General features: G+C 35.1%; 14 protein-coding genes and 2 tRNA genes. All 16 read right to left on the bottom strand.

Annotated elements, in window-relative coordinates:
* Positions 1–540 precede the first annotated feature (540 nt).
* The 16 genes from LE179_RS00595 to LE179_RS00520 all read right to left on the bottom strand — a co-directional run bounded on the left by LE179_RS00595 (position 541) and on the right by LE179_RS00520 (position 20,090).
* Entirely contained in the window at positions 541–1,317 is a 777-nt protein-coding gene (locus LE179_RS00595; protein WP_374128434.1) for a TdeIII family type II restriction endonuclease, read from the bottom strand.
* Complete coding sequence (locus LE179_RS00590; protein ID WP_374128433.1) at positions 1,308–2,903, bottom strand: DNA methyltransferase; 1,596 nt, start codon at positions 2,901–2,903, stop codon at positions 1,308–1,310. The genes LE179_RS00595 and LE179_RS00590 overlap by 10 nt, the downstream gene beginning before the upstream one ends.
* A gap of 740 nt (positions 2,904–3,643) precedes the next feature.
* On the bottom strand, positions 3,644–6,721 hold the full coding sequence (locus LE179_RS00585; protein WP_374128432.1) for a type I restriction endonuclease subunit R: 3,078 nt from the start codon (positions 6,719–6,721) through the stop codon (positions 3,644–3,646).
* A gap of 13 nt (positions 6,722–6,734) precedes the next feature.
* Positions 6,735–7,997 carry a restriction endonuclease subunit S gene (locus LE179_RS00580; protein WP_374128431.1) on the bottom strand — a complete coding sequence of 421 codons (1,263 nt, stop codon included), beginning with the start codon at positions 7,995–7,997 and terminating at the stop codon, positions 6,735–6,737.
* A 24-nt stretch (positions 7,998–8,021) separates the two neighbouring features.
* Positions 8,022–8,597 (bottom strand): protein adenylyltransferase Fic, encoded by a 576-nt coding sequence (gene fic / locus LE179_RS00575; RefSeq protein WP_374128430.1) that lies wholly within the window; start codon positions 8,595–8,597, stop codon positions 8,022–8,024.
* 4 nt (positions 8,598–8,601) lie between these two features.
* Positions 8,602–10,215: a type I restriction-modification system subunit M gene (locus LE179_RS00570; protein ID WP_374128429.1), complete on the bottom strand. Its 1,614-nt coding sequence runs from the start codon at positions 10,213–10,215 to the stop codon at positions 8,602–8,604.
* 198 nt (positions 10,216–10,413) lie between these two features.
* A tRNA-His gene (locus tag LE179_RS00565) sits at positions 10,414–10,487 on the bottom strand.
* Positions 10,488–10,497: 10 nt separating this feature from the next.
* Positions 10,498–10,571, bottom strand: a tRNA-Arg gene (locus LE179_RS00560).
* A gap of 648 nt (positions 10,572–11,219) precedes the next feature.
* Positions 11,220–12,563, bottom strand: a complete 1,344-nt coding sequence (gene rlmD / locus LE179_RS00555) for a 23S rRNA (uracil(1939)-C(5))-methyltransferase RlmD (RefSeq protein ID WP_374128428.1) — start codon at positions 12,561–12,563, stop codon at positions 11,220–11,222.
* A gap of 65 nt (positions 12,564–12,628) precedes the next feature.
* Complete coding sequence (locus LE179_RS00550) at positions 12,629–13,126, bottom strand: YajQ family cyclic di-GMP-binding protein (protein ID WP_374128427.1); 498 nt, start codon at positions 13,124–13,126, stop codon at positions 12,629–12,631.
* Positions 13,127–13,470: 344 nt separating this feature from the next.
* Positions 13,471–14,661 (bottom strand): cysteine desulfurase family protein, encoded by a 1,191-nt coding sequence (locus tag LE179_RS00545; protein ID WP_374128426.1) that lies wholly within the window; start codon positions 14,659–14,661, stop codon positions 13,471–13,473.
* Positions 14,662–14,827: 166 nt separating this feature from the next.
* Positions 14,828–15,433 carry a hypothetical protein gene (locus LE179_RS00540; protein ID WP_374128425.1) on the bottom strand — a complete coding sequence of 202 codons (606 nt, stop codon included), beginning with the start codon at positions 15,431–15,433 and terminating at the stop codon, positions 14,828–14,830.
* A 64-nt stretch (positions 15,434–15,497) separates the two neighbouring features.
* A complete protein-coding gene (locus LE179_RS00535) occupies positions 15,498–16,112 on the bottom strand; it encodes a hypothetical protein (protein ID WP_374128424.1) in 615 nt (204 codons plus the stop codon).
* A gap of 208 nt (positions 16,113–16,320) precedes the next feature.
* The gene (gene mltG / locus LE179_RS00530; RefSeq protein WP_374128423.1) at positions 16,321–17,265 is read right to left on the bottom strand and encodes an endolytic transglycosylase MltG; all 945 of its coding nucleotides are present in this window, start codon (positions 17,263–17,265) and stop codon (positions 16,321–16,323) included.
* Positions 17,266–17,644: 379 nt separating this feature from the next.
* Entirely contained in the window at positions 17,645–18,067 is a 423-nt protein-coding gene (gene ruvX, locus LE179_RS00525) for a Holliday junction resolvase RuvX (RefSeq protein WP_374128422.1), read from the bottom strand.
* 10 nt (positions 18,068–18,077) lie between these two features.
* On the bottom strand, positions 18,078–20,090 hold the full coding sequence (locus LE179_RS00520) for a [FeFe] hydrogenase, group A (protein ID WP_374128421.1): 2,013 nt from the start codon (positions 20,088–20,090) through the stop codon (positions 18,078–18,080).
* Positions 20,091–20,141 lie beyond the last annotated feature (51 nt).

Raw genomic sequence — 20,141 nt, 5'->3', positions numbered from 1 at the left:
TACATATTTATTATTGTTCGCTATCATCTAATATTTATTTCATTGTATTAACATTTATTTTCGTATTTATACTCCTGCGGAATAAATAAAAAAAGGATCAATTCTAACTTTTCGCTTAAATTGCCGTTCTTTTTATATATATACCACCACAGGCATTTGCTATTTCTATCCATAATATACAACAACGATGCAATTAAAATTGTTCTTTTGCGGCAATTAATTCCTCGATATCCCAATATATATACTTTTTCCTATAAGATCCAATAGCAAAATATGCATTTGCAAAATAATTATGCGTAGTTATTTTATTCATTATATCTCTGATAATTTCAATAATTTTTTTCTACAGAAATATCAGCCGAATTAAACAATTCTGAACCACAAGTATAGTTGAATCTTTATTAAAAAATCTGTTTTTAGATGTAAAAAATCTTGAGAATAAATGGATTCTAAAAACTTATAATTGTGGCAAAATATTACTCATAACTTTTAATTATCTCAGATAAAATTAATGAATCTAAAATCAGGCTCTTCACAAAGTTATTTATATTTTTCAAAATAATTATTAATCTCATCGCTTAATTCAATACCGACTTGTTCAAAGCAGTCTAATAAATCTTTATAACTACCTTCGCCGCTTAAAAAATCCCAAAATTCCTCAGCTACTTTTAGCTCATTTGGGATATCTAGCATTCCAGCCATTGTCCAACGGTCGTATGGCTTTGGTTCATAAGGATTATATGGTATTGCTATAAGTGTATTCACTTTTACTTTCGGATTTTCTGCAAATATTGCGGCAACCCATTCTAATAATGTTCTCTTAAACTCTTTAAAATTACCTTTATTGGGTTTTGCCGTTTTAATATCAAATAAGAACTTTTCACCATCTGAGTTCTCAAGAAAAACACCTATTCTTGTAAGTTTTACTTTGCACATTCTACCTTCTTGACTCACTTTTCTTATTCTCTCTGTTTCCTCAATTTTATTTGGCTTAATATTTCCTGCGGAAATATCATCAATAATGTATTGTATTTCTCTTTGAGATCCATCACTGATCTGCATTCCTGCATTTTTCTGTCCGGCGACTATCCTAAAATTAGATTTTGCTAATTTAAGAGCAATGGGCTCAAAAATAGTAGTCCCAAAATTAGTATTTAAAGAATGGATAAAAGAAAATAATGCCATTCTATCTTTACCCAATAATCTTGTATGAAATGGCATTGAAGCAGACTCAGGTTTATAGTTTTCAAATTTGGCTCTGAGACTTTCTTTTAAAATTTCTTTCATTTCTTTTTGCTGTTCTTGATTTAAAGACATTTGTTTTCCTTTAAATGAAAGATCATTTCGGCATAGGCACCCTTGCTCTTTTCTGTGCGGTTTAATACAGGACGTTTAAAAATATTTACAATTTTCATTTCCGATTTCTCAGCAATCGCAGGATACAAATTATACTTGTCATTTGCTACCAAAAAGACATTATAATTTTCTTTTAAATACTTTTTGCAATTATTTAAAACTGTTGAAATATTTTCAACATATCTTCTTTGTGCTTCTTTTCCTTGCCCTTTAAATAATGGACCTATTTCAAACTTATCGTTTCTTTTAAAACCAAATAAATCATACGCATAAGCGTGCTGTTCATGATAATCTATAAGTCCTACATAAGGAGGGCTTGAGAATATTCCTGAAATTTTTTGCTTGTTTAATATATCTAAAAAGTGAGTTTTCTTTTTAGAAAGCACTGACAAAATATCAATTACTCTGGCGTCTCCGGATAAACAGTATTGATATGTCTTCGTTTTTAATTTCTCGAACTCTTTTATTCTTTTGACTGTATCTTTTGAATAAGTTTTCCACCATTTCATAATCGAAAATATCGGCTTGCAAATTTTTCCGTGTTTAGAACAATAATAAGTCGCCAATATAGGTTTTACCAGAGTTGCTAAATCAAAATGGGTAGTAGCTCTACATGAGCGCATTGTGCGACTCAAAATCAAAACTAGAATGTTTTTATTATTAGAATCTTTAGCTTTTTTTATCTCTTCAAAAACAAAATTTATCTCATATATGATATTTTTAAAGTACCATTTTTCTATAAAAGTTTTAGGATTTTGCTTGAAAAGTTCTACATTATACTTTTTGATTAAGTCTTTATAGATCGAGAGAAATAATCTCTCTTTCTCTTGTCCATATTTATCTTCGTCCATAAACCCTCGTTTAAGCTTATACTTAAATTCGGGCACAGGGAAATATTTATTGTTAAATTCTTTTAACTTTTCTATAAGAGTTTGCTCAAATTCAATATTTTTTAAGAATATGGGATTTTTAATCAGTTTTTCCGTAATTACATTTATACTTTTTTCTAACGAAATAATGTCATATTTACTAATCTTACAATTTGCAATAAAAGAGTTAAAAGACGAAATATCTATGCCTATTGCATGCATGCCGAGTTCATTTGCTTGAGCAAGAGTTGTCCCGCTGCCACAGAAAGGGTCTAAAACAATATCATTTTTATTAAAAAATTCTTCTTTTTTAAATTCATCAGTATGGTCATCTAAGAAGTATTCTACAAGCTGAGGGATAAATTTACCTTTATAAGGGTGAAGTTTATGAACATGCTTTGTTGTATCTGATTCCTTTAAATTGTCGAAAGATAACTTCCAATTCAAATCCTGCCCGAGTTTATCTTTCCAAGCGTGTTCTCTTGATTTATTAAATGAATAATAATAGTTCTCAAGTTCTGATTTTAGAACTTGAGTTGAATTGTTGTTCCCGATTTTGCGTATACATCCATACTGGATCAAATAAGAAATATTAGAAGTTGTAATTTCTTTTCCAAGATATTGACTTGCCCACTTACTTGCTTGCGAAATGGTTAAGTATCGCGCATTGTTTTTCATGTTAATATTATATAAAACCCTTTAAATTTGTTTAAAACGTAGAAATTACATATCTTATCCTTTCATTATCTAAAATTCAAATCGATATGCATAGTTACAAAGAAACTTTATAACTTACATTTATATACTTTTTAAACTTATTCTCTCTTTCAAACTAATAACTATTCGCAGGTATTTCTTTTTTAATACACGTTCATAATAATCTAATAATGGCAACGTCAAGTTTTCTATTGAAAATAAATTATTTGCTTGTAAATGTTTTTGTTTTGCAGTAAATATAAAAATATCTCCATAGATATCAAATCTTTTTATAATTCCTTCTCTACTACGATCCTGTAAATTAACATCAAATTTAAATAATTTATTTTTAGAAATAATTGCAAAACAATGATTAATTTCGGGTAAAAGGTAAATAAAGATTAAATATACCGGATTAAAAAAACTAATAACCCTTTATTGCTAATTTCCAAAGACTCATTAATGCAATAAAAGTTAAAAATGCAGCCAATATAAAATTAAAATCTCCAATTTCATATTTAATTTTACTATACACAGTTTATGAAATTATAGCCGCAGCCGTAAAATAAAGACTTAGAAATGCCGCTGCTATTGCAGCTATTCCAAAAACCGAACATTTTATCTTGATTTATACCCTAATACTTAAATATTTCTGACATATATATAATAAGGATAAAACCTCTAGTAATGAATATTTCATTTATTTTCGCCCAAGAGATGATTTAAATTCCAAAATATTTTTCAAAAAATACTTTTAGTTTTTCTAATACTGTATATCTCTTTTTAGCAAGCGCATTATCCTTTGTAAACATATCGACAGGCGGCAAAATATTTGCAAACGCCGTTCCTTGTTCTCTTATCTCACCGTCGCGAAAGGCGTCTTCTATAAATTTTTTAGTTTTTTTCTCTTCTAATCTTTCTTCTTTTATAATTTTGTCTAAATCTTGCGCTTGCTGCTTGCCTGCAAACTTTTTCCAATCGTCATTGATATTTGTTTTATTGTTTATAGTTGCAATAAAGTTTTCTATAAGCTCTCTTTTACTTCTTAGCTCAATGCTTGAATTTATTGCCTTTTCAATGTGATTTAAAATCTCTTTACCTTTTATATTGTCTTCTTGGCATTTTGCTATTAAATTCAAGATATAATCAACGTTGATTTCAATTTGCTTTATAAGCTCCATTTCAAAGACAATATCGTCGTTAATATTTTCTTTATGGACATCTTTGCCTTTTCTTAACTTCTGATAAAGGTCAATATACGAGCTTTGATAGTCCTGAAAGTCCCTAATACTCAAAATCTCATTGCCAGCAAACTCGTCAAAAGAGGTTAAAATGTTTTGTACCTTTAAAATATCTCCGTAAAGTTTTATAAAATCCTTTTCAGCCTGCTCGCCTGCAATATCAACCGGCAGCGGAAAGTTTTCTTTAAGTTCGGCAATCAATTCTATATATCCTCTTTGATATTTTCCACCCTTTTCAAAACCTTCGTAATATTCTTTATAGGATTTAAGTAAAACTATTCCACACGCGTCCTTATCGCCAAATAAGGCAACAGCTTCGTTGGTGGCATTTTCTAAATCACGGAAACAAATTATATTGCCAAAAGTTTTAACAGAATTTAAAATGCGGTTAGTACGGCTAAACGCCTGCAAAAGCCCGTGTTGGCGTAAATTTTTATCAACCCATAAAGTATTTACGGTAGTAGCGTCAAAACCAGTTAAAAACATATTGCATACTATCAATAAATCAACTTCGCGCCTTTTAACTCTTTGAGACACATCTTTATAATAATTTTCAAACTTATCTGATGAAGTGTCAAAATTAGTTTTAAAATAAACGTTGTAATCTTTTATGGCATCGTCAAGAAAATCTCGCGAACTTTTATCAAGCCTTTCCGCGTCAAAATCTTCGTCAGGCAAAATTCCGTTTTCTACTTCGTCCTCGTTTGTAACAAAACTATAAATTAAAGCGATTTTTAACTTTTTCGCGGCGGATAAGTCTGCTATCTGCTTCTTAAATTCCAAATAATATAGCTTTGCTGCTTCAATGGAGCTTACCGCAAAAATGGAGTTAAACCCAGCCATACTTCTATCTTTTAACTTATAAAACTGATTACGTTTTGTCTTTTGGTCAAAATGCTCGCAGATATATTTAACAATTTCCGTAATTCTCTCAGACGCGCTTTCCGCTCGTTTTATATCAATGGCGGATACCTTTTTATCTTTAATGTCCTCTTTTATTTTTAGAGTATTTACATAATCAATTCTAAACGGCAAAACATTTTCGTCGATTATAGCATCCATTATGGTATAAGAATGTAATTTATCGCCGAATGCCTGCTCTGTTGTTTTTAACTGCGGATTGCCGCCCGACGACGAATTTGCCGCAAAAATGGGCGTGCCGGTAAAGCCGAATATATGGTAATTTTTAAAACTTTTTATGATTTTGCTGTGCATATCGCCAAATTGCGACCTGTGACATTCGTCAAATATTATTGTAACATGCCTGTTAAAAACGGCATGAGCTTTATTATCTTTAATAAACCTATCAAGTTTTTGAATTGTAGTAATAATAATTTTGACGTTATGGTCTTCAAGTTGTTTGCTCAAAACTTTCGTTGAAGTATTGCTGTTTGCAGCGCCTTTCTCAAACCTGTCGTATTCCACCATAGTTTGATAGTCAAGGTCTTTCCTATCAACCACAAAAAGCACCTTATCCATAAATTCTGATTTACTTGCCAGCTGTGCGGCTTTAAAACTTGTCAGCGTTTTACCGCTTCCTGTTGTATGCCAAATGAACCCGCCCGCTTTTACCGTCCCTAACTGCTTTAAGTTTTTGGACATCTCTATTCTGCTTAAAATTTGTTCTGTAGCCGCAATTTGATACGGACGCATAACAAGCAAATCTTTTTCAGTTGTAAACACGCAGTATCTTGTAAGCAAGGCAAGTAAAGCATGTTTAGAAAAGAACGTTTTTCCAAAGTCCATTAAATCGGCGATTCTTTTATTTTTAGCGTCTGCCCACCAAGAAGTAAATTCAAAACTGTTAGATGTCTTTTTGCTTTTACCTCGCCCGTCTGCGGACTGCTCTTTTAAACGCCGGCGTCTTACGGTGTTGGAATAGTATTTTGTATGCGTGCCGTTAGAAATTACAAATAACTGCACAAACTCATATAATCCGCTCTCAGCCCAAAAACTGTCATACTGGTAACGGTTTATTTGGTTAAACGCTTCTTTAATAGAAACGCCGCGTCTTTTTAACTCAATATGAACTAACGGCAAGCCGTTTACCAAAACTGTAACATCATAGCGATTTTTTCGCGTTCCTACGGCGCTGTATTGATTTACAACCTGCAAAAAATTGTTATGGATATTATTTTTGTCTATGATATATATGTTTTTCGGACTTGCATCGGCGCGCTTTAGTGTATAAATAAAATCTTCTTGGATCTTGCGGGTCTTTTCTACAATGCCTTCATTTTTGTTTGCAAGGTAACTGTTTAAAATTTGCTGCCATTCGACGTCGCTAAATTTAAACGACCCGGCGGCACCGCAGACCGATTTATCGGCGCGACAATCCAGCGCGTTGTTAAGTTTTTCAAGTTGTTTGCGTAAATTGGCAAGTAAATCGCCTGAGTTTTTAATTTGCAAATGCTCATAGCCGTTGCTTTGCAAAAGTTTAATAAACTCTGCTTCAAGTTCTCCTTCGCTTTGGTATTTTTTGACATACTGATACTGCGCCTTATATTCAGCTACAACGGTTGAGTTTGGCTGTTCCATTACTGTTTTATATTTGGTCATTTTTTTATCGCCACTACAAGAGTCGGTTGGCCGCTTCGCGGCAGTCCACTTCTTTAAAGGCTAAAAGTTTATTTCTGTAATACTCATATTGCTTGCGCCTCGCGGAAAGCTCCGCAGGCAAACCAACTGAAATATCATTAACTAAGCTGTCAAACCTATCCAAAACACCCACTATTCTTTTTTGCTCTGACATAGGCGGTATTGGGATTTTCGTTTTTTCCACATTGGCATTATAAAGTCTTTTAATTGTGCCACCTTCTGTTTGCCAAGTAATAGTTTCATAAAGATAATATAAAAACTTATTCATTATTTTACTTTCATCATTATCAATCCAAACTATATTACTATCCTGGAAATAAGCAGGTTTGCCGTCATATATAACCCTTCTTCCAATCGTACCAGAAGCTGACAAAAGAATATCACCCAGCTTCGGAAAGGAGTATTTGTTTTTATATTCTTCATAAACTTCTTTTTTAATATAAGCATCTGCTTTTTTACCAAAAGTTCCAATTTTATAAAATGGTATATCCCCAACAGAAGAAGTTTGATTTTTCATAATTCTTTTACACATTGAAACCTTGCCTATCTCCCCTAATATTGCCCATTTTACTTGTCTTGTCTTGTCGCTTTCAAATGAGAGTAAACTATTGCGGTAATATTCATATTGTTTTGTTCTCAACTCAAGCTCCGACTCAAGCTCCGACTCAAGCTGAGTAAAAGTGTCTAATATTCGCACGATTTCTTCTTGTACCTCAATCGCCGGGACAGGAATTTTAATTTCCAAAATCTCACGCATACTCGGGTGCTTCAATCCCGAACCTCTAAAGTAACTTTCAATCAATCTATTTTTATCTAACAAAAAATAATAAACATATTTCAAACGAACATTTTCATCTCTGGCAACTGCTAAAATATTTCCGCTATCAACAAATTTGCCTTTACAATATTTCAAATTCGCTGAACCGCCAGATGGTATTGCAATAACTTCGTCATTATTCAAGTTATCGCCTACCAGTTCCTGTGCTGTATAACCATCAAATTGTCCCGTTGACAATAATCTGACATTATTTTGCACATTACAGCTCCCTTTTATATACAATGATTTTAACTCTGCCGCCGATATGTGTTTAAACGAGCGAACATTTGGTTGCTTTTCTTTTTCAACACCATCGAATCTCTTATCCCAAATTGTTAGTTTGTAAAGTTCCTTAAATTTCACGCCGTTGGGGCAATATTTTTTAATTAAATTACCTAACCGACTGGACTGCTTTGTCATAAATTCCTCGCGATGGCAGCAAATTTAGTCATTCTTACCTTTAACTATATTTTCTTTATAGTTTTCGACTTCTTCGTAGCAGTATGATTGCTCAATGCCTTTGATAAATATCTCACAATCGCCAATCTTATCAGTCAGAGCTTTTTTCAGAAGAGTTTTTACTTCCAAATCGTTTATCGGACTCCTTTCCATAGCCTGCAAATAAGCGATTTTATCAACTTTTTGCCAATCAACACAAACCTTTAAATTCTTTTTCAAAGTTAAGTCCAACCAAAGCCTGCCGCTTCTGCCGTTGCCTTCCATAAAAGGGTGGGCGATGTTTAGCTCAACGTATTTTTTTATAATTTCTTTAAAAGTAGTTTCCGGCATTGCTTCAATTTTTGCAAGACTTTCGTTCAAATACAAACTGCTTGCAAATCTAAACCCGTCTTTTGATATGTTCTGATTGCGGATTATACCGGCAAAATCATAAAGTCCTTCAAACAAACATTTATGAATTTGGCGCAATCCTTTTATCGTTCCGACTTCAATGCTGCTAATATCGCCGCTGCCAAATAATTGATACGCCTTTTTTTTGCTGAGTCCGTCAATTTGACCCATATTTTCAACTTTCTATTTCTGAAATTATTTTATCTATTTCCGTTCGCAGCCGCGCTTGCCTTGCCACTACTTGTGAAATTTCTACATTCAGCTTTTTAATGTCCACAACTTCCCGCTTGTCCTCCTGCTCCACATACGAACTTACCGCAAGGTTATAACCATTTCCGACAATATTGGCATTTGGTATAAGTTTGGCAAAATGCGCTATGTCTTTGCGCTCTTGGAAAGATTTTAGTATTTTATCAATGTTATTATTGGAAAGTTTATTCTTGTTGGTAATGCGTGAAAATTCGGCAGAAGCATCTATAAAAAGCGTTTTATTCTCTCTCTTATTCTTTTTAAGCACTATCACGCTTGTTGCTATGCCCGTGCCAAAAAACAAGTCCGGCGGCAGCTGAATAACCGTATCTACAAAATTATTATCAATTAAATACCTGCGGATTTTCTGCTCCGCTCCGCCTCTATATAAGACGCCCGGAAATGAAACTATTGCCGCAGTGCCGTTTGTGGAAAGCCAAGCAAGACAGTGCATAACAAAAGCTAGGTCTGCTTTGGATTTTGGGGCTAAAATTCCTGCGGGCGTAAAACGTTCGTCATTAATTAAAAGCTGATTAGCGTCGCCGTCCCATTTAACAGAATAAGGCGGGTTCGTAACGATTGCCTCAAACGGTTCATCGTCCCAGTGTTTAGGATCTTTTAGCGTATCGCCGTGCGCTATATCAAATTTTTCAAAGTTTATATCGTGCAAAAACATATTTATACGACAAAGGTTATAGGTGGTTATGTTTGTTTCTTGCCCAAAAAAGCCATTGCGGACATTTTCCTTACCGAGTATTTTGGCAAATTTTAAGAGTAAAGAACCGCTACCGCAGGCAGGGTCATAAACCTTGTTGACTTCCGTTTTGCCTGAAACGGCAATACGCGCCAAAAGTTCGCTGACTTCCTGCGGAGTAAAAAATTCGCCTCCAGATTTGCCGGCGTTTGCCGCATACATAGTCATTAAATACTCATATGCGTCGCCGAAGAGGTCAATAGCATTATCGGCATAATCGCCGAGCTTTAAACCGCCGATAGCGTCAAGCAGTTTTACAAGAAGCTCGTTGCGCTTTACAACCGTGCTGCCAAGCTTATTGCTGTTTACGTCAACATCGTCAAACAAACCTTTAAGGTTGCTTTCACTGTCCGCACCTTGAGCAGAACTTTCTATGTTTTCAAAGACATTTTTAAGAGTTTCATTTAAATTATCGTCATTTTTGGCTTTTCGGCAGACATTTTCAAAAAGCTGTGAAGGCAAAATAAAAAAACCTTTTTCATCAACCATCACTTTTCGTGCATTTTCTGCTTCTTCATCGGCAAGTTCGGCATAATTAAAATCTTTTTTATCAGCTTTCTGTTGTTTTTCGTTTATATAAGACGAAAGATTTTCCGAGATAAACCGGTAAAATAATAATCCTAAAACATATTGCTTAAAATCCCAGCCGTCTACCGAACCGCGCAGGTCATTAGCAATCTTCCAAATAGTTGCGTGTAAGGCTTGGCGTTCTTGTTCTTTTTTGTTATTTACGGCGGGGACTACGTTGTTAAGGCAAGTATCGGCAGTTGTTTTGGCATTACGCATATTTTAACTCATTTATCAAGTTCTTTATCCTCAGATTGTTCTAATCCAAAATTACTTCTTTCGCTATCATCTTGCCTATGCTTCATTACAATTATGCACAAATCTATTTTGCCTATATTATTTTACATTTTTTTATAGACAAAAGAAGCGTCACACTTCGCTAGAATGTCATTTAACTAACGTTATAATAGGGCAATGGGTGGCTGACGGGACTTGAACCCGCAACCTTCGGCTCCACAAACCGACGCTCTAACCAGTTGAGCTACAACCACCAAAGAAGAACGTCTCCGGCGTGAGTTGAACACGCAACCTACTGCTTAGAAGGCAGTTGCTCTATCCAGTTGAGCTACGGAGACAATTTGCAATTCAAGAATTGGATTATAACAAAAATAAACTTACCCCGCAATCTAAAAAATACTCTATCTTCCAGCATATTTTAAAATATTTCAAGGGTTTTATTTTGAAATCTATAATTGTCTTCGCGACCTCTAGACTTTAACGCTTATCCTATCAGTATTCGCTAGGGAATAGAGAAAATAAGAAGACTGTTCATTCAAGTTATGCGATTATACAAAGCGTGATTACTCAAGAAAAGAAAAAATAAGAAGATTTTTTAATGTTTCCGCTTTCAGCATTCAAAGAAAGCAAGAAAAAACAGGGAGATTTTTCCTTCAATTTATGCAACCGCACAAAGCAAGGCTGTTTTAAGAGAAGAGAGAAAAGATAGGGAAATCTCTCCCGATTTAATCAAAAAATTGTCGCCAACAGCTAATTATAACAACTTCAAATTAAGTTTAGGAAACAATATCATATGTTTGATTAACTCTTCTTAATTTGCATAAGCACAGTCTTTGAGTCTCTGTTATTTTAACAACTGTATCCGGATAAATAATTTATACTTAACAGTTTACAGTAAGCAGAATCCATACAAAAATAAACGTAAAAAAACAAATAATAACTTCGCCGCTTTTATAATCAAATTTTTGTCGGCTTATTTTATCTGCTTATAATTCTAACAATACTACTATTTCAATATGATATGTCTGCGGAAACATATCAACAGGCGTAATTTCTTTGACTTTATACTTGCCGTTTTCAACAATTAATTGCAGATCTCTTGCTAGTGTGGATGGATTGCAAGAAACGTAAACTATTTTTCTCGATTTTGACTCAAGCAGAAACCTTATAACATCTTTAGTAAGACCGCTGCGCGGCGGATCGACAACCACAGCGTCAGAAGGTATCTTATTTTCTTTAACCCAGTCTTCTACAGTTGAAGCATAAAACCCCGCATTAAAAACATTATTCGCCAAAGCATTTTCTTTTGCATCGTCAACTGCCTGCGCAACCTGTTCTATACCTATAACCTTTTTGACATTACCAGCCATTGAAACACCTATTGTTCCGGTACCGCAGTATAAATCAAGCAAAATATCGTTCTCCGACTGATTTAACAATCTTAAAACTTCGTTGTAGAGAATTTCAGTTCCTTTTGAGTTCGTCTGAAAAAACGAAAACGGCGAAATATTAAAAAAATAATCTTTCCCCCCTATATTAAGCTTCTCAGTAATAAACGGCTCCCCGTAAATAAGGGTTACTTTATCAGCCAAAACTGCATCAGATTTTCTTCCATTGTACGTCCAATAAATACTGCAGGAGAATCCGCCGAGTTCCTTCACAAGAATCTCCCAAAACGCTGGTTCATACTCAACGTTATTCGTAACTATGTTGATAAGAAGCTGATTGTTATTTTTTGCTTTACGCAAAACCAAATGTCTAAAAAATCCTTCATGAGTCTTATTGTTATACGCCGTAAGATTGTTTTCGTTCGCAAATCGTTTTACGGTTTCTGCGACTTGCAAAAAATCTTTATCCGATATAAAACAGGGCGGGACCGAAACATATCTGTCGAAACTCCCTTTACAATGAAATCCCAAATCTGTAACACCTTTATTATTAAAAAAACTGAATTCCACTTTATTTCTGTAATACCAAATCGAAGAAGCTGACAATATTTTTGAAACTGCCGTCCCGGTAAAACTTAAAAGTTCCGATATATATTTCTGTTTATACTTAATCTGATTTTCATAAGAAACATTTTGAAAAGAACATCCGCCGCAAAAACCAAAAGACGAACACAAAGGCTTTATCCTTTCAACAGATTCAGAAGTGATACTTTTAAGCAGACCTTCTCTGAATGTTTTTTTATCCTTCGTCACAAGGACATTCGCGATCTCGCCGGGAAGTAATCCTTCGGTAAACAGAACAGTTCCATCTGAACACCTACAAAGGGAACGACCCGGGAAAACAATTTTTTCAGCTTTGACATCAATAATTTTATTTTTCAAAGACATGGATTTGAGTATTTTTGCAAAGATTAAATTTCTTTTTGCGCTCTGTCCAATTTACCGCTTCATCTATAATTAGTAAACTGCAAAGGCAGCGAAAAAGATACCTGCTTTAAATAAGACATCACACGCTGCAAGTCATCTTTTTGGGGAGAAATTACTTTTACTTTCGTGCCGTCTATCTGAGTCTGGACTTTTATTTTTGAATCCTTTATCAGTTTTGAAAGTTCTTTTGCTTTATCAGACGGAATACCAGAAATAATTTCAACTGTTTGCCTTATGTATCCTTCAAAAGCATTCTCCTGTGCTTTATAGTCCAAAGATTTTATTGAAACGCCTCTTTTTGCAAAACGCCCTTCCAAAATATCTTTCAAAGCTTTCATTTTATATTCGTCGTCTGCAACTAAAATTATTTTTTTATCATTTTTATTTAATTCTATTGACGATTTACTGCCCTTAAAATCAAACCTGTTTGCAAGTTCTTTCCGCGCTTGATTAACGGCATTATCCACTTCCATCATATTCACTTCAGAAACAATATCAAAAGAAAACTTATCAGCCATACAATTAATCCTCCGTAAAATTACGCATCGCCATCTTTTTTAGAATTTCCTTTGACAACAATATATGCAAAAAAAACAACAAACACTCCCATAAACAGATATACCGGCCAGTCTGATGCAAAATTAATATACATTTCTCCCCTCCAATACCATTTAATGCCCGTTAATACAAATAATACACTTACGCTGCTATAATTTATTTATAAAATTCCACTGTCTTGCGGCAGGCAGTATTCTTTACATAGGACTGATTGAGAAAATTATCAAAAAAGAACTGTGTATTTACGGACTGACATAAAGGTATATAATATGATTTTATACTCTACTTGCTTTATTGTTTATTCTCAAGCGTTTTTTTGATTCCAGACGGGAGACATTGAACGCAGACTATTTACAGCTTTTGGTAAAACTTCAAGTACGTAATCAACATCCTCTCCCGTGTTATAACATCCGACGGAAAAACGAATCGCGCCCTGCGAAGCAACGGGATTAACACCCATTGCAGATAAGACATGCGACGGTTCCGCCGAACCCGTAGCGCACGCCGAACCCGTAGAAACAGCTATGCCTTTCATATCAAGCATAAGAAGCAAAGCTTCACCTTCTATATAATTAAAGCTCACATTCAAAATATTAGAAACGGCTTTGCTTCCACTTCCATTAATTATTACCTCAGGAATAGTACTAAGAATACCAGCTTTAAGTTTTTCCCTTAAATCAAGAATACGCTTATTGCATTCTTCAATTTTAGAACTTGAAATCTCAAACGCTTTTGCAAATCCCGAGATAGACGAAATATTTTCAGTCCCAGAACGAAGTCCGTTTTCATGATGTCCGCCGAAAGTTATAGGCGATATATTTGTTCCCTTTTTAACATAAAGAGCGCCAACGCCCTTAGGACCGTTGAATTTATGCGCCGATATTGCAAGTAAATCAATTCCAAGTTTTTCAACATCCAAATGAAGCTTACCCGCAGTCTGCACGGCATCCGTATGAAAATAAATTTTATTTTTTCGTTTTGCGTTGATTTTTTTTAATTCTAACGCAATCTCTTCTATAGGCTGAATCGAACCGACTTCATTATTTGCATGCATTATCGTCACAAGAATAGTATCGTCTTTTACGGCTTCTTTCAAATCTTCAACAGAAACAATTCCGTCTTTATCAACATCGAGGTAAGTTACTTCATATCCGTTGTCTTCAAGATGCTTACATGAATATAAAACGGCATGATGTTCAATTCTGCTCGTAATTACGTGTCCTTTTTTTTTATGAGCATTTAATATGCCAAATATAGCGATATTGTCAGACTCAGTGCCACATCCGGTAAAAAATATTTCTTCAGAGCTGGCGTTTAATAGTGCCGCTGTCTTCTTTCTTGCGTTATCAAGCGCTATTTTTGCTTGTCTTCCGAAATAATGAAGACTTGAAGCATTCCCATAAGTATCAGAAAAATATGACTGCATTTCTTTTATAACTTCAGGATAGACAACGGTTGTAGCACTGTTATCCAAATAAACTCTTCTTCGTTTCATTATTCTTCCTATTCTGTCATTTAGAACTTAATTCGAAACCTATCATCATTTTACAACAAACATTTAATCAAGCTAAGCTAACTACAAACGTAATAATGTAGATGTTGCGTGTTTCCTTTAAAATGTCTTCTGTAACGCTCTCAACGTTTTCGGGCATTCTAGGCTCCTATTTGCTAGGTGCAGGCTTGTAAACATATACAGAAAGCTCACCCTGCAATTTATAAACAGGTATTTTACTATCAATATTATTCCCCTCTTCATCAACATAAAAATAGCGTGTAGTTGTCCTTTTAGCAAAATACCAAGTATAAGAACTATCCATATCCCAAGCAAGCCCACAATATTTATAAACTCCACCATCATTAATTTGGTCACGAGAAAGAGAGACAAGACCTGCACAAGGACAAAATATTGCTCTTCTTTCAGGTTTGAAATATCTAAACACATCATAACCGCCAACAATAAGAGCAATAAAAGCAAAAGCATAACCGACAGCATTCAAAGTCCAATATAAAACTGAATTATTTACGTTAATTGTAGGAACATATCCATGCCAAGAAATCCAAGAGGAAGACACAGCACTATCAGACGCAGGCTGAGCCTCAGGTGTTGAAGCAGAAGCATTTGAAGTATCTGACGTCAGCGAATGCGTTGAGACGCCTTCGCTTCCTTTATCCTCAACAACAGCATTCGCAGGTCTTCCATGACTAAGCAACTTATCACAGCCAGACATCAGGCATATACATAAGCATACAGATATTATTTTTTTCATTTTTATATTGCACTTTTAAAATGTCTTCTGTAACGCTCTCAACGTTTTCGGGCATTCTAGGCTCCTATTGGTCAGGTGCAAGCTCGTAAACATACGAATCAAAAAGATGAGAATGATTCAAAGTATCACACAATTGATAAACAGGTATTTTACTATCAATTTCCTTATACGATAAAAAGTCAAGAAAGTAATAACGTGTAGTTTCCCTTTTAGCAAAATACCAAGTATAAGAAATGGTATCCTTCCAATAAAGATAACAATCTCGGTATTTGCCATGGTCAACTTGGGTAGGATTAGAAGGGACATAACCTGCAATCTTAGGCGCAGGAATAATAATTTCTTTAGGCTTGAAATATCTAAACACATCATAACAGCCAACAATAAGAAAAATAACAGCAACAGCATAACCGACATATTTCCCAACTGAGCTACCTGTATCAGCACTATCAGACGGCTGAGCAGACTTACTCGGCTCAGGTGTTGGAGCGGGAGTGTTTGAAGGTTTAGAAGCGGAAGCATTTGAAGTATCTGACGTCAGCGAATGCGTTGAAACGCCTTCGCTTCCTTTATCCTCAACAACAGCATTCGCAAGTCTTCCATGCCTAAGCGGCTTACCACAGCCAGACATCAGGCATATACATATACATATACATATACATATACATATAATTTTTTTCATTTCCATATTGCACCTTTTATAAAATAAAAATCAAAAGAGAACGCTTCCCAAATATGAGGATACGCAAATACTCGGATAGTCTCAAGAATATACTGAGCATACCAAATGCGAGAAATCACTGAAGGATTTTTTGTTATAAGACTGTATAACGATAAGCATGTATCTACAGCCAAAGCGGTTAAACTCATTTTTGTTATTATGCTTTCCGCTAGTTCCTTTTCTTATCTATAGCTTGCTTATTTTTGTTATGATCACACAAATTATCTGCAAATAAATGACTGCCATCGCCAGCTGAAACAAAAAACATACTCGTCGTGTCCGCAGGATATAAAACCGCCTTTATCGACTCTATCCCTGGGCTACATATAGGACCCGGAGGGAGTCCTAAATGCTTATAAGTATTATATGACGAATCAAATTTTATATCTTCAAAATTCAGCTTCGCTTTATTTATACCCATAGCATATAAAACAGTAACGCACGATTGCAATTTCATATTATTTTTTAATCTATTATAAAAAACCGCAGCTATCATTGCCCTTTCTTCCCGTTTAGCGGCTTCTTTTTCAACAATCGACGCTATTATAACTATATCTTTAAACGGAACATTAATCTCTTTAGCCCTTTTATACATATCCGGTGTAATTTTTTTATTAAATTCGCTATACATCATTTCAATCAGCTGCTCTTCGCTTATTCCATGATCTACAAAATATGTTTCAGGCATAAGATAGCCTTCTATATTCCTGTCTGCCGCAATTTTAACGAATTTTTCTTTATCAATATTTATCGTTCTTGAAATAATTTCTGCTGTCTGATTTATATTTTTTCCTTCAGGCACTGTAAAGCGCAAGAGGTTTCCCGAACCGTTCTTTAAGCTTCTCAGTATCTTAAACATACCATCGTTCTTGGAAAAACTATAAACACCGGATTTAAGCTTATTTTGTGTCTTTGTAAGTTTAACCAAACACAAAAATAACTTTTCAGAGTATATAAGCTTATTTTTTTTCAAGCGCGCCGCCGTCGCCGAAGCGCTGTCACCGCTTTGCACTCTTATTAAAACTTTATCGCCGGAGGCAAAAAAACGCATGCAGATAGGAATAAGAAAATACATTATAGCTATCAATAAAATAACCGCTACTTTTTTAATCACCGCTTCTTAAAGTCCTTCTTTACCGCTTTTTAAATATTCATTTTAGCTGTTAACAGCAGCTATTAATGCAGACTTTTTCTCTGAGTGCAGTTTTCGGAAACGATATGGCAGCAAAAGACAACCATTTTTTACAATGACGGATAAAAAAACAAACATATTTTTTGACAAAAAAACGACAGGATTGCCGCTACAACTCTGTCGTCTAGAAATAAGCGCCGCAACAGTATGCTGTATAATCTTATGAGAAATCCATACTCAAAATAAAATATCTCTCCAAACAATTAAAACCAGCATCCACAGCAAGGCATATCGCATTGTGACGCAGTTAAAACCGCCATCGCCAAACTGAACGCTAACTTTACTAACCTGCACCCTTTTTCTACTTTGCCGCTTGCATATCTAAATATGTCTGCAAAATCAGCGCTGCAGCAATTTTATCTTTGAGACCTTTACGTTTTTCTCTGGAAACGCCAGCGCTATCTATAAGCATTCTTTCAGCCTGTACTGTCGTAAGCCTTTCGTCAACTGTCGTCACCTCAACACCTGAAAGAAATTTAATCTCCCTAACAAACTTACGGACGACTTCAGCCATTGAACCTTCAGTACCATTCATATTTATCGGCAGTCCCAAAACAATTGTGGATACATCATTACTTTCTGCAATTTCTACAATTTCCAAAGCATTTTTTTTTAAAGACACGCTTTCAACAGTGCAAAAAGGACTAGCAGTAATACGCAGAAAGTCTGTCATCGCAATTCCTATTCGCTTTAAACCATAATCGACTCCCATAATTCTGCTCATATAATATACATTACATATTCAATCGTTTTTTCAGCTCTTCATGTATTGCTTCTTCTGCCCTTTTAGTCGTACAGTATTCAAGTATCTGGTCTGCAACTTTTACGACCGGTCCCTTGAAACATCTTTCCAAACAGATAGAAACTTCTATGCCTACGTGATCTTTACATTCGCCATTCTTTATAAAATCGACAATATGCTTTAAAATCTCTCTTGAACCTTTTTGCATACATCCGGTTCCAAAACACACGCTAACTTTAATACTGTTTTCTTTTGCGGGTTTGTGAATTTCAAATGTTTCTTTAAATCTCTTTTTATATTTATATTCGGTATGTAAATATTCATGAGCCGCACAGCTTCCCGGTTCTCCGAGATAATCCTCATATATCTTTTGAACGTACGGATTATCTTGAGGTCGGTGGAGTTCCATAGTTTTGTCGCTTTTATATAAAACTTCAGTTCTTGTCTTTCTTACCGATAAATCTTTATAAACAGGCTGTCCCGCTCCGCCTATGCATCCGCCCGGACATGCCATAACTTCTACAAAATCGTATCTCGATTTATCAGCTTTAATATCTCTTAAAATTTTCCTTGCATTTTTTAATCCATAGACGACGGCAATTCTAAGTTTCCTGTCACCAAGATTGACTTTCATTTCTCTTAAGCCGTCTTCACCGCGTACAAAATTGAACTGCTCAGTTTCGCTTGTCCCATATGAATTATTATTTACGACGCTTCTCAAAACAGCTTCAGTTACGCCGCCAGAATTACCAAATATTATCCCTCCGCCAGTTTTGAAACCCAAAGGCATATCAAATGCCGACGGTTCAAGCTCGCCAAAGCGTAGTCCCGCCTCTTCGACCATTCTTGCAAGTTCTTGCGTCGTTAAAACATAATCAATATCTAGAATACCGTTTTTTGAAAGTTCAGGTCTTCTCGCTTCAAACTTTTTTGCCGTACAAGGCATTATTGAAACCACAATTAAATCCTCTTTCGGAATCTTAAGTATCCCAGGCATAATCCTTTTTGCGACAGAGCCATACATTGCCTGCGGAGAACGGCAACTTGAAAGATTTGAAATAAAATCAGGATAATATTGTTCTATAAATTTCACCCATGCAGGACAACACGATGTAAACTGCGGCATATTCGTATTGTTTTTCAGACGTTCAGCGAACTCGTTTGCTTCTTCAACTATTGTCATATCCGCGGCAAACGAAACATCAAAAACTCTTGCAAAGCCCATAGAACGCAAAGCCGCCACAATCTTTCCAGCTATCTCGGTTCCATTGCCGCCGGCAAGTCCAAATACTTCTCCGATTGCCGCACGCACCGCAGGAGCTATTGCAACTATAACTTTTTTCTTTGAATCGCTTAAAGCTTTCCACACATAGCTTATTTCAGATTTAGGCATAATTGCACCTGTAGGACACACTCTTGCACATTGTCCGCAGTAAACACACCCCGACGACTCTAAATCATTTCCAAAACTCGGACAAATCACGAATTTTTGACCGCGATTTGCAAAACCTATCGCCCCTACACTCTGTATTTCATCACAAAATCTTACGCAGTCACCGCAAAGAATACATTTACCAGACTCTCTTACTAAAGAATATGTAGATAAATCTTTAGGTTCTTTGTGCATAACATTTTTAAATCTTATTTCATCAATGCCAAGTCTTCTCGCCAATGTCTGAAGCTGACAGGTTTCACTTTTTCCACACGTAGTGCATTCTCCATCGTGATTTGCAAGAAAAAGCTCCATTATAATTTTTCTCAATTCTATTATCTGCTCAGTGTTTGTCTTAATCACCATTCCGTTCTCAGGTGGAGTAGAACAAGCAGGAAGTATTCCTCTGCCTTCAATTTCTATCATACAAAGTCTACACGAACCGTAAACGCTGAGTTCCGAATGATAACAAAATGTCGGCAACTCTATATTTTCTTTCCTTATAACTTCCAAAAGATTTTTTTCACCATTAAATAAAACTTTTCTGCCATTTATCGTCAAATACTTTTCCATCAACCCAAACCTCCTAATCTGTATAACAAATTAATCTAACATTTGTTATAC

The sequence above is a fragment of the Candidatus Endomicrobiellum agilis genome (assembly GCF_020328115.1).
GTDB classification, from domain to species: Bacteria; Elusimicrobiota; Endomicrobiia; order Endomicrobiales; family Endomicrobiaceae; genus Endomicrobiellum; species Endomicrobiellum agilis.
The sequence above is the reverse complement of the archived record's forward strand: the minus strand, read 5'-3'. Positions and strand labels throughout refer to the sequence as shown.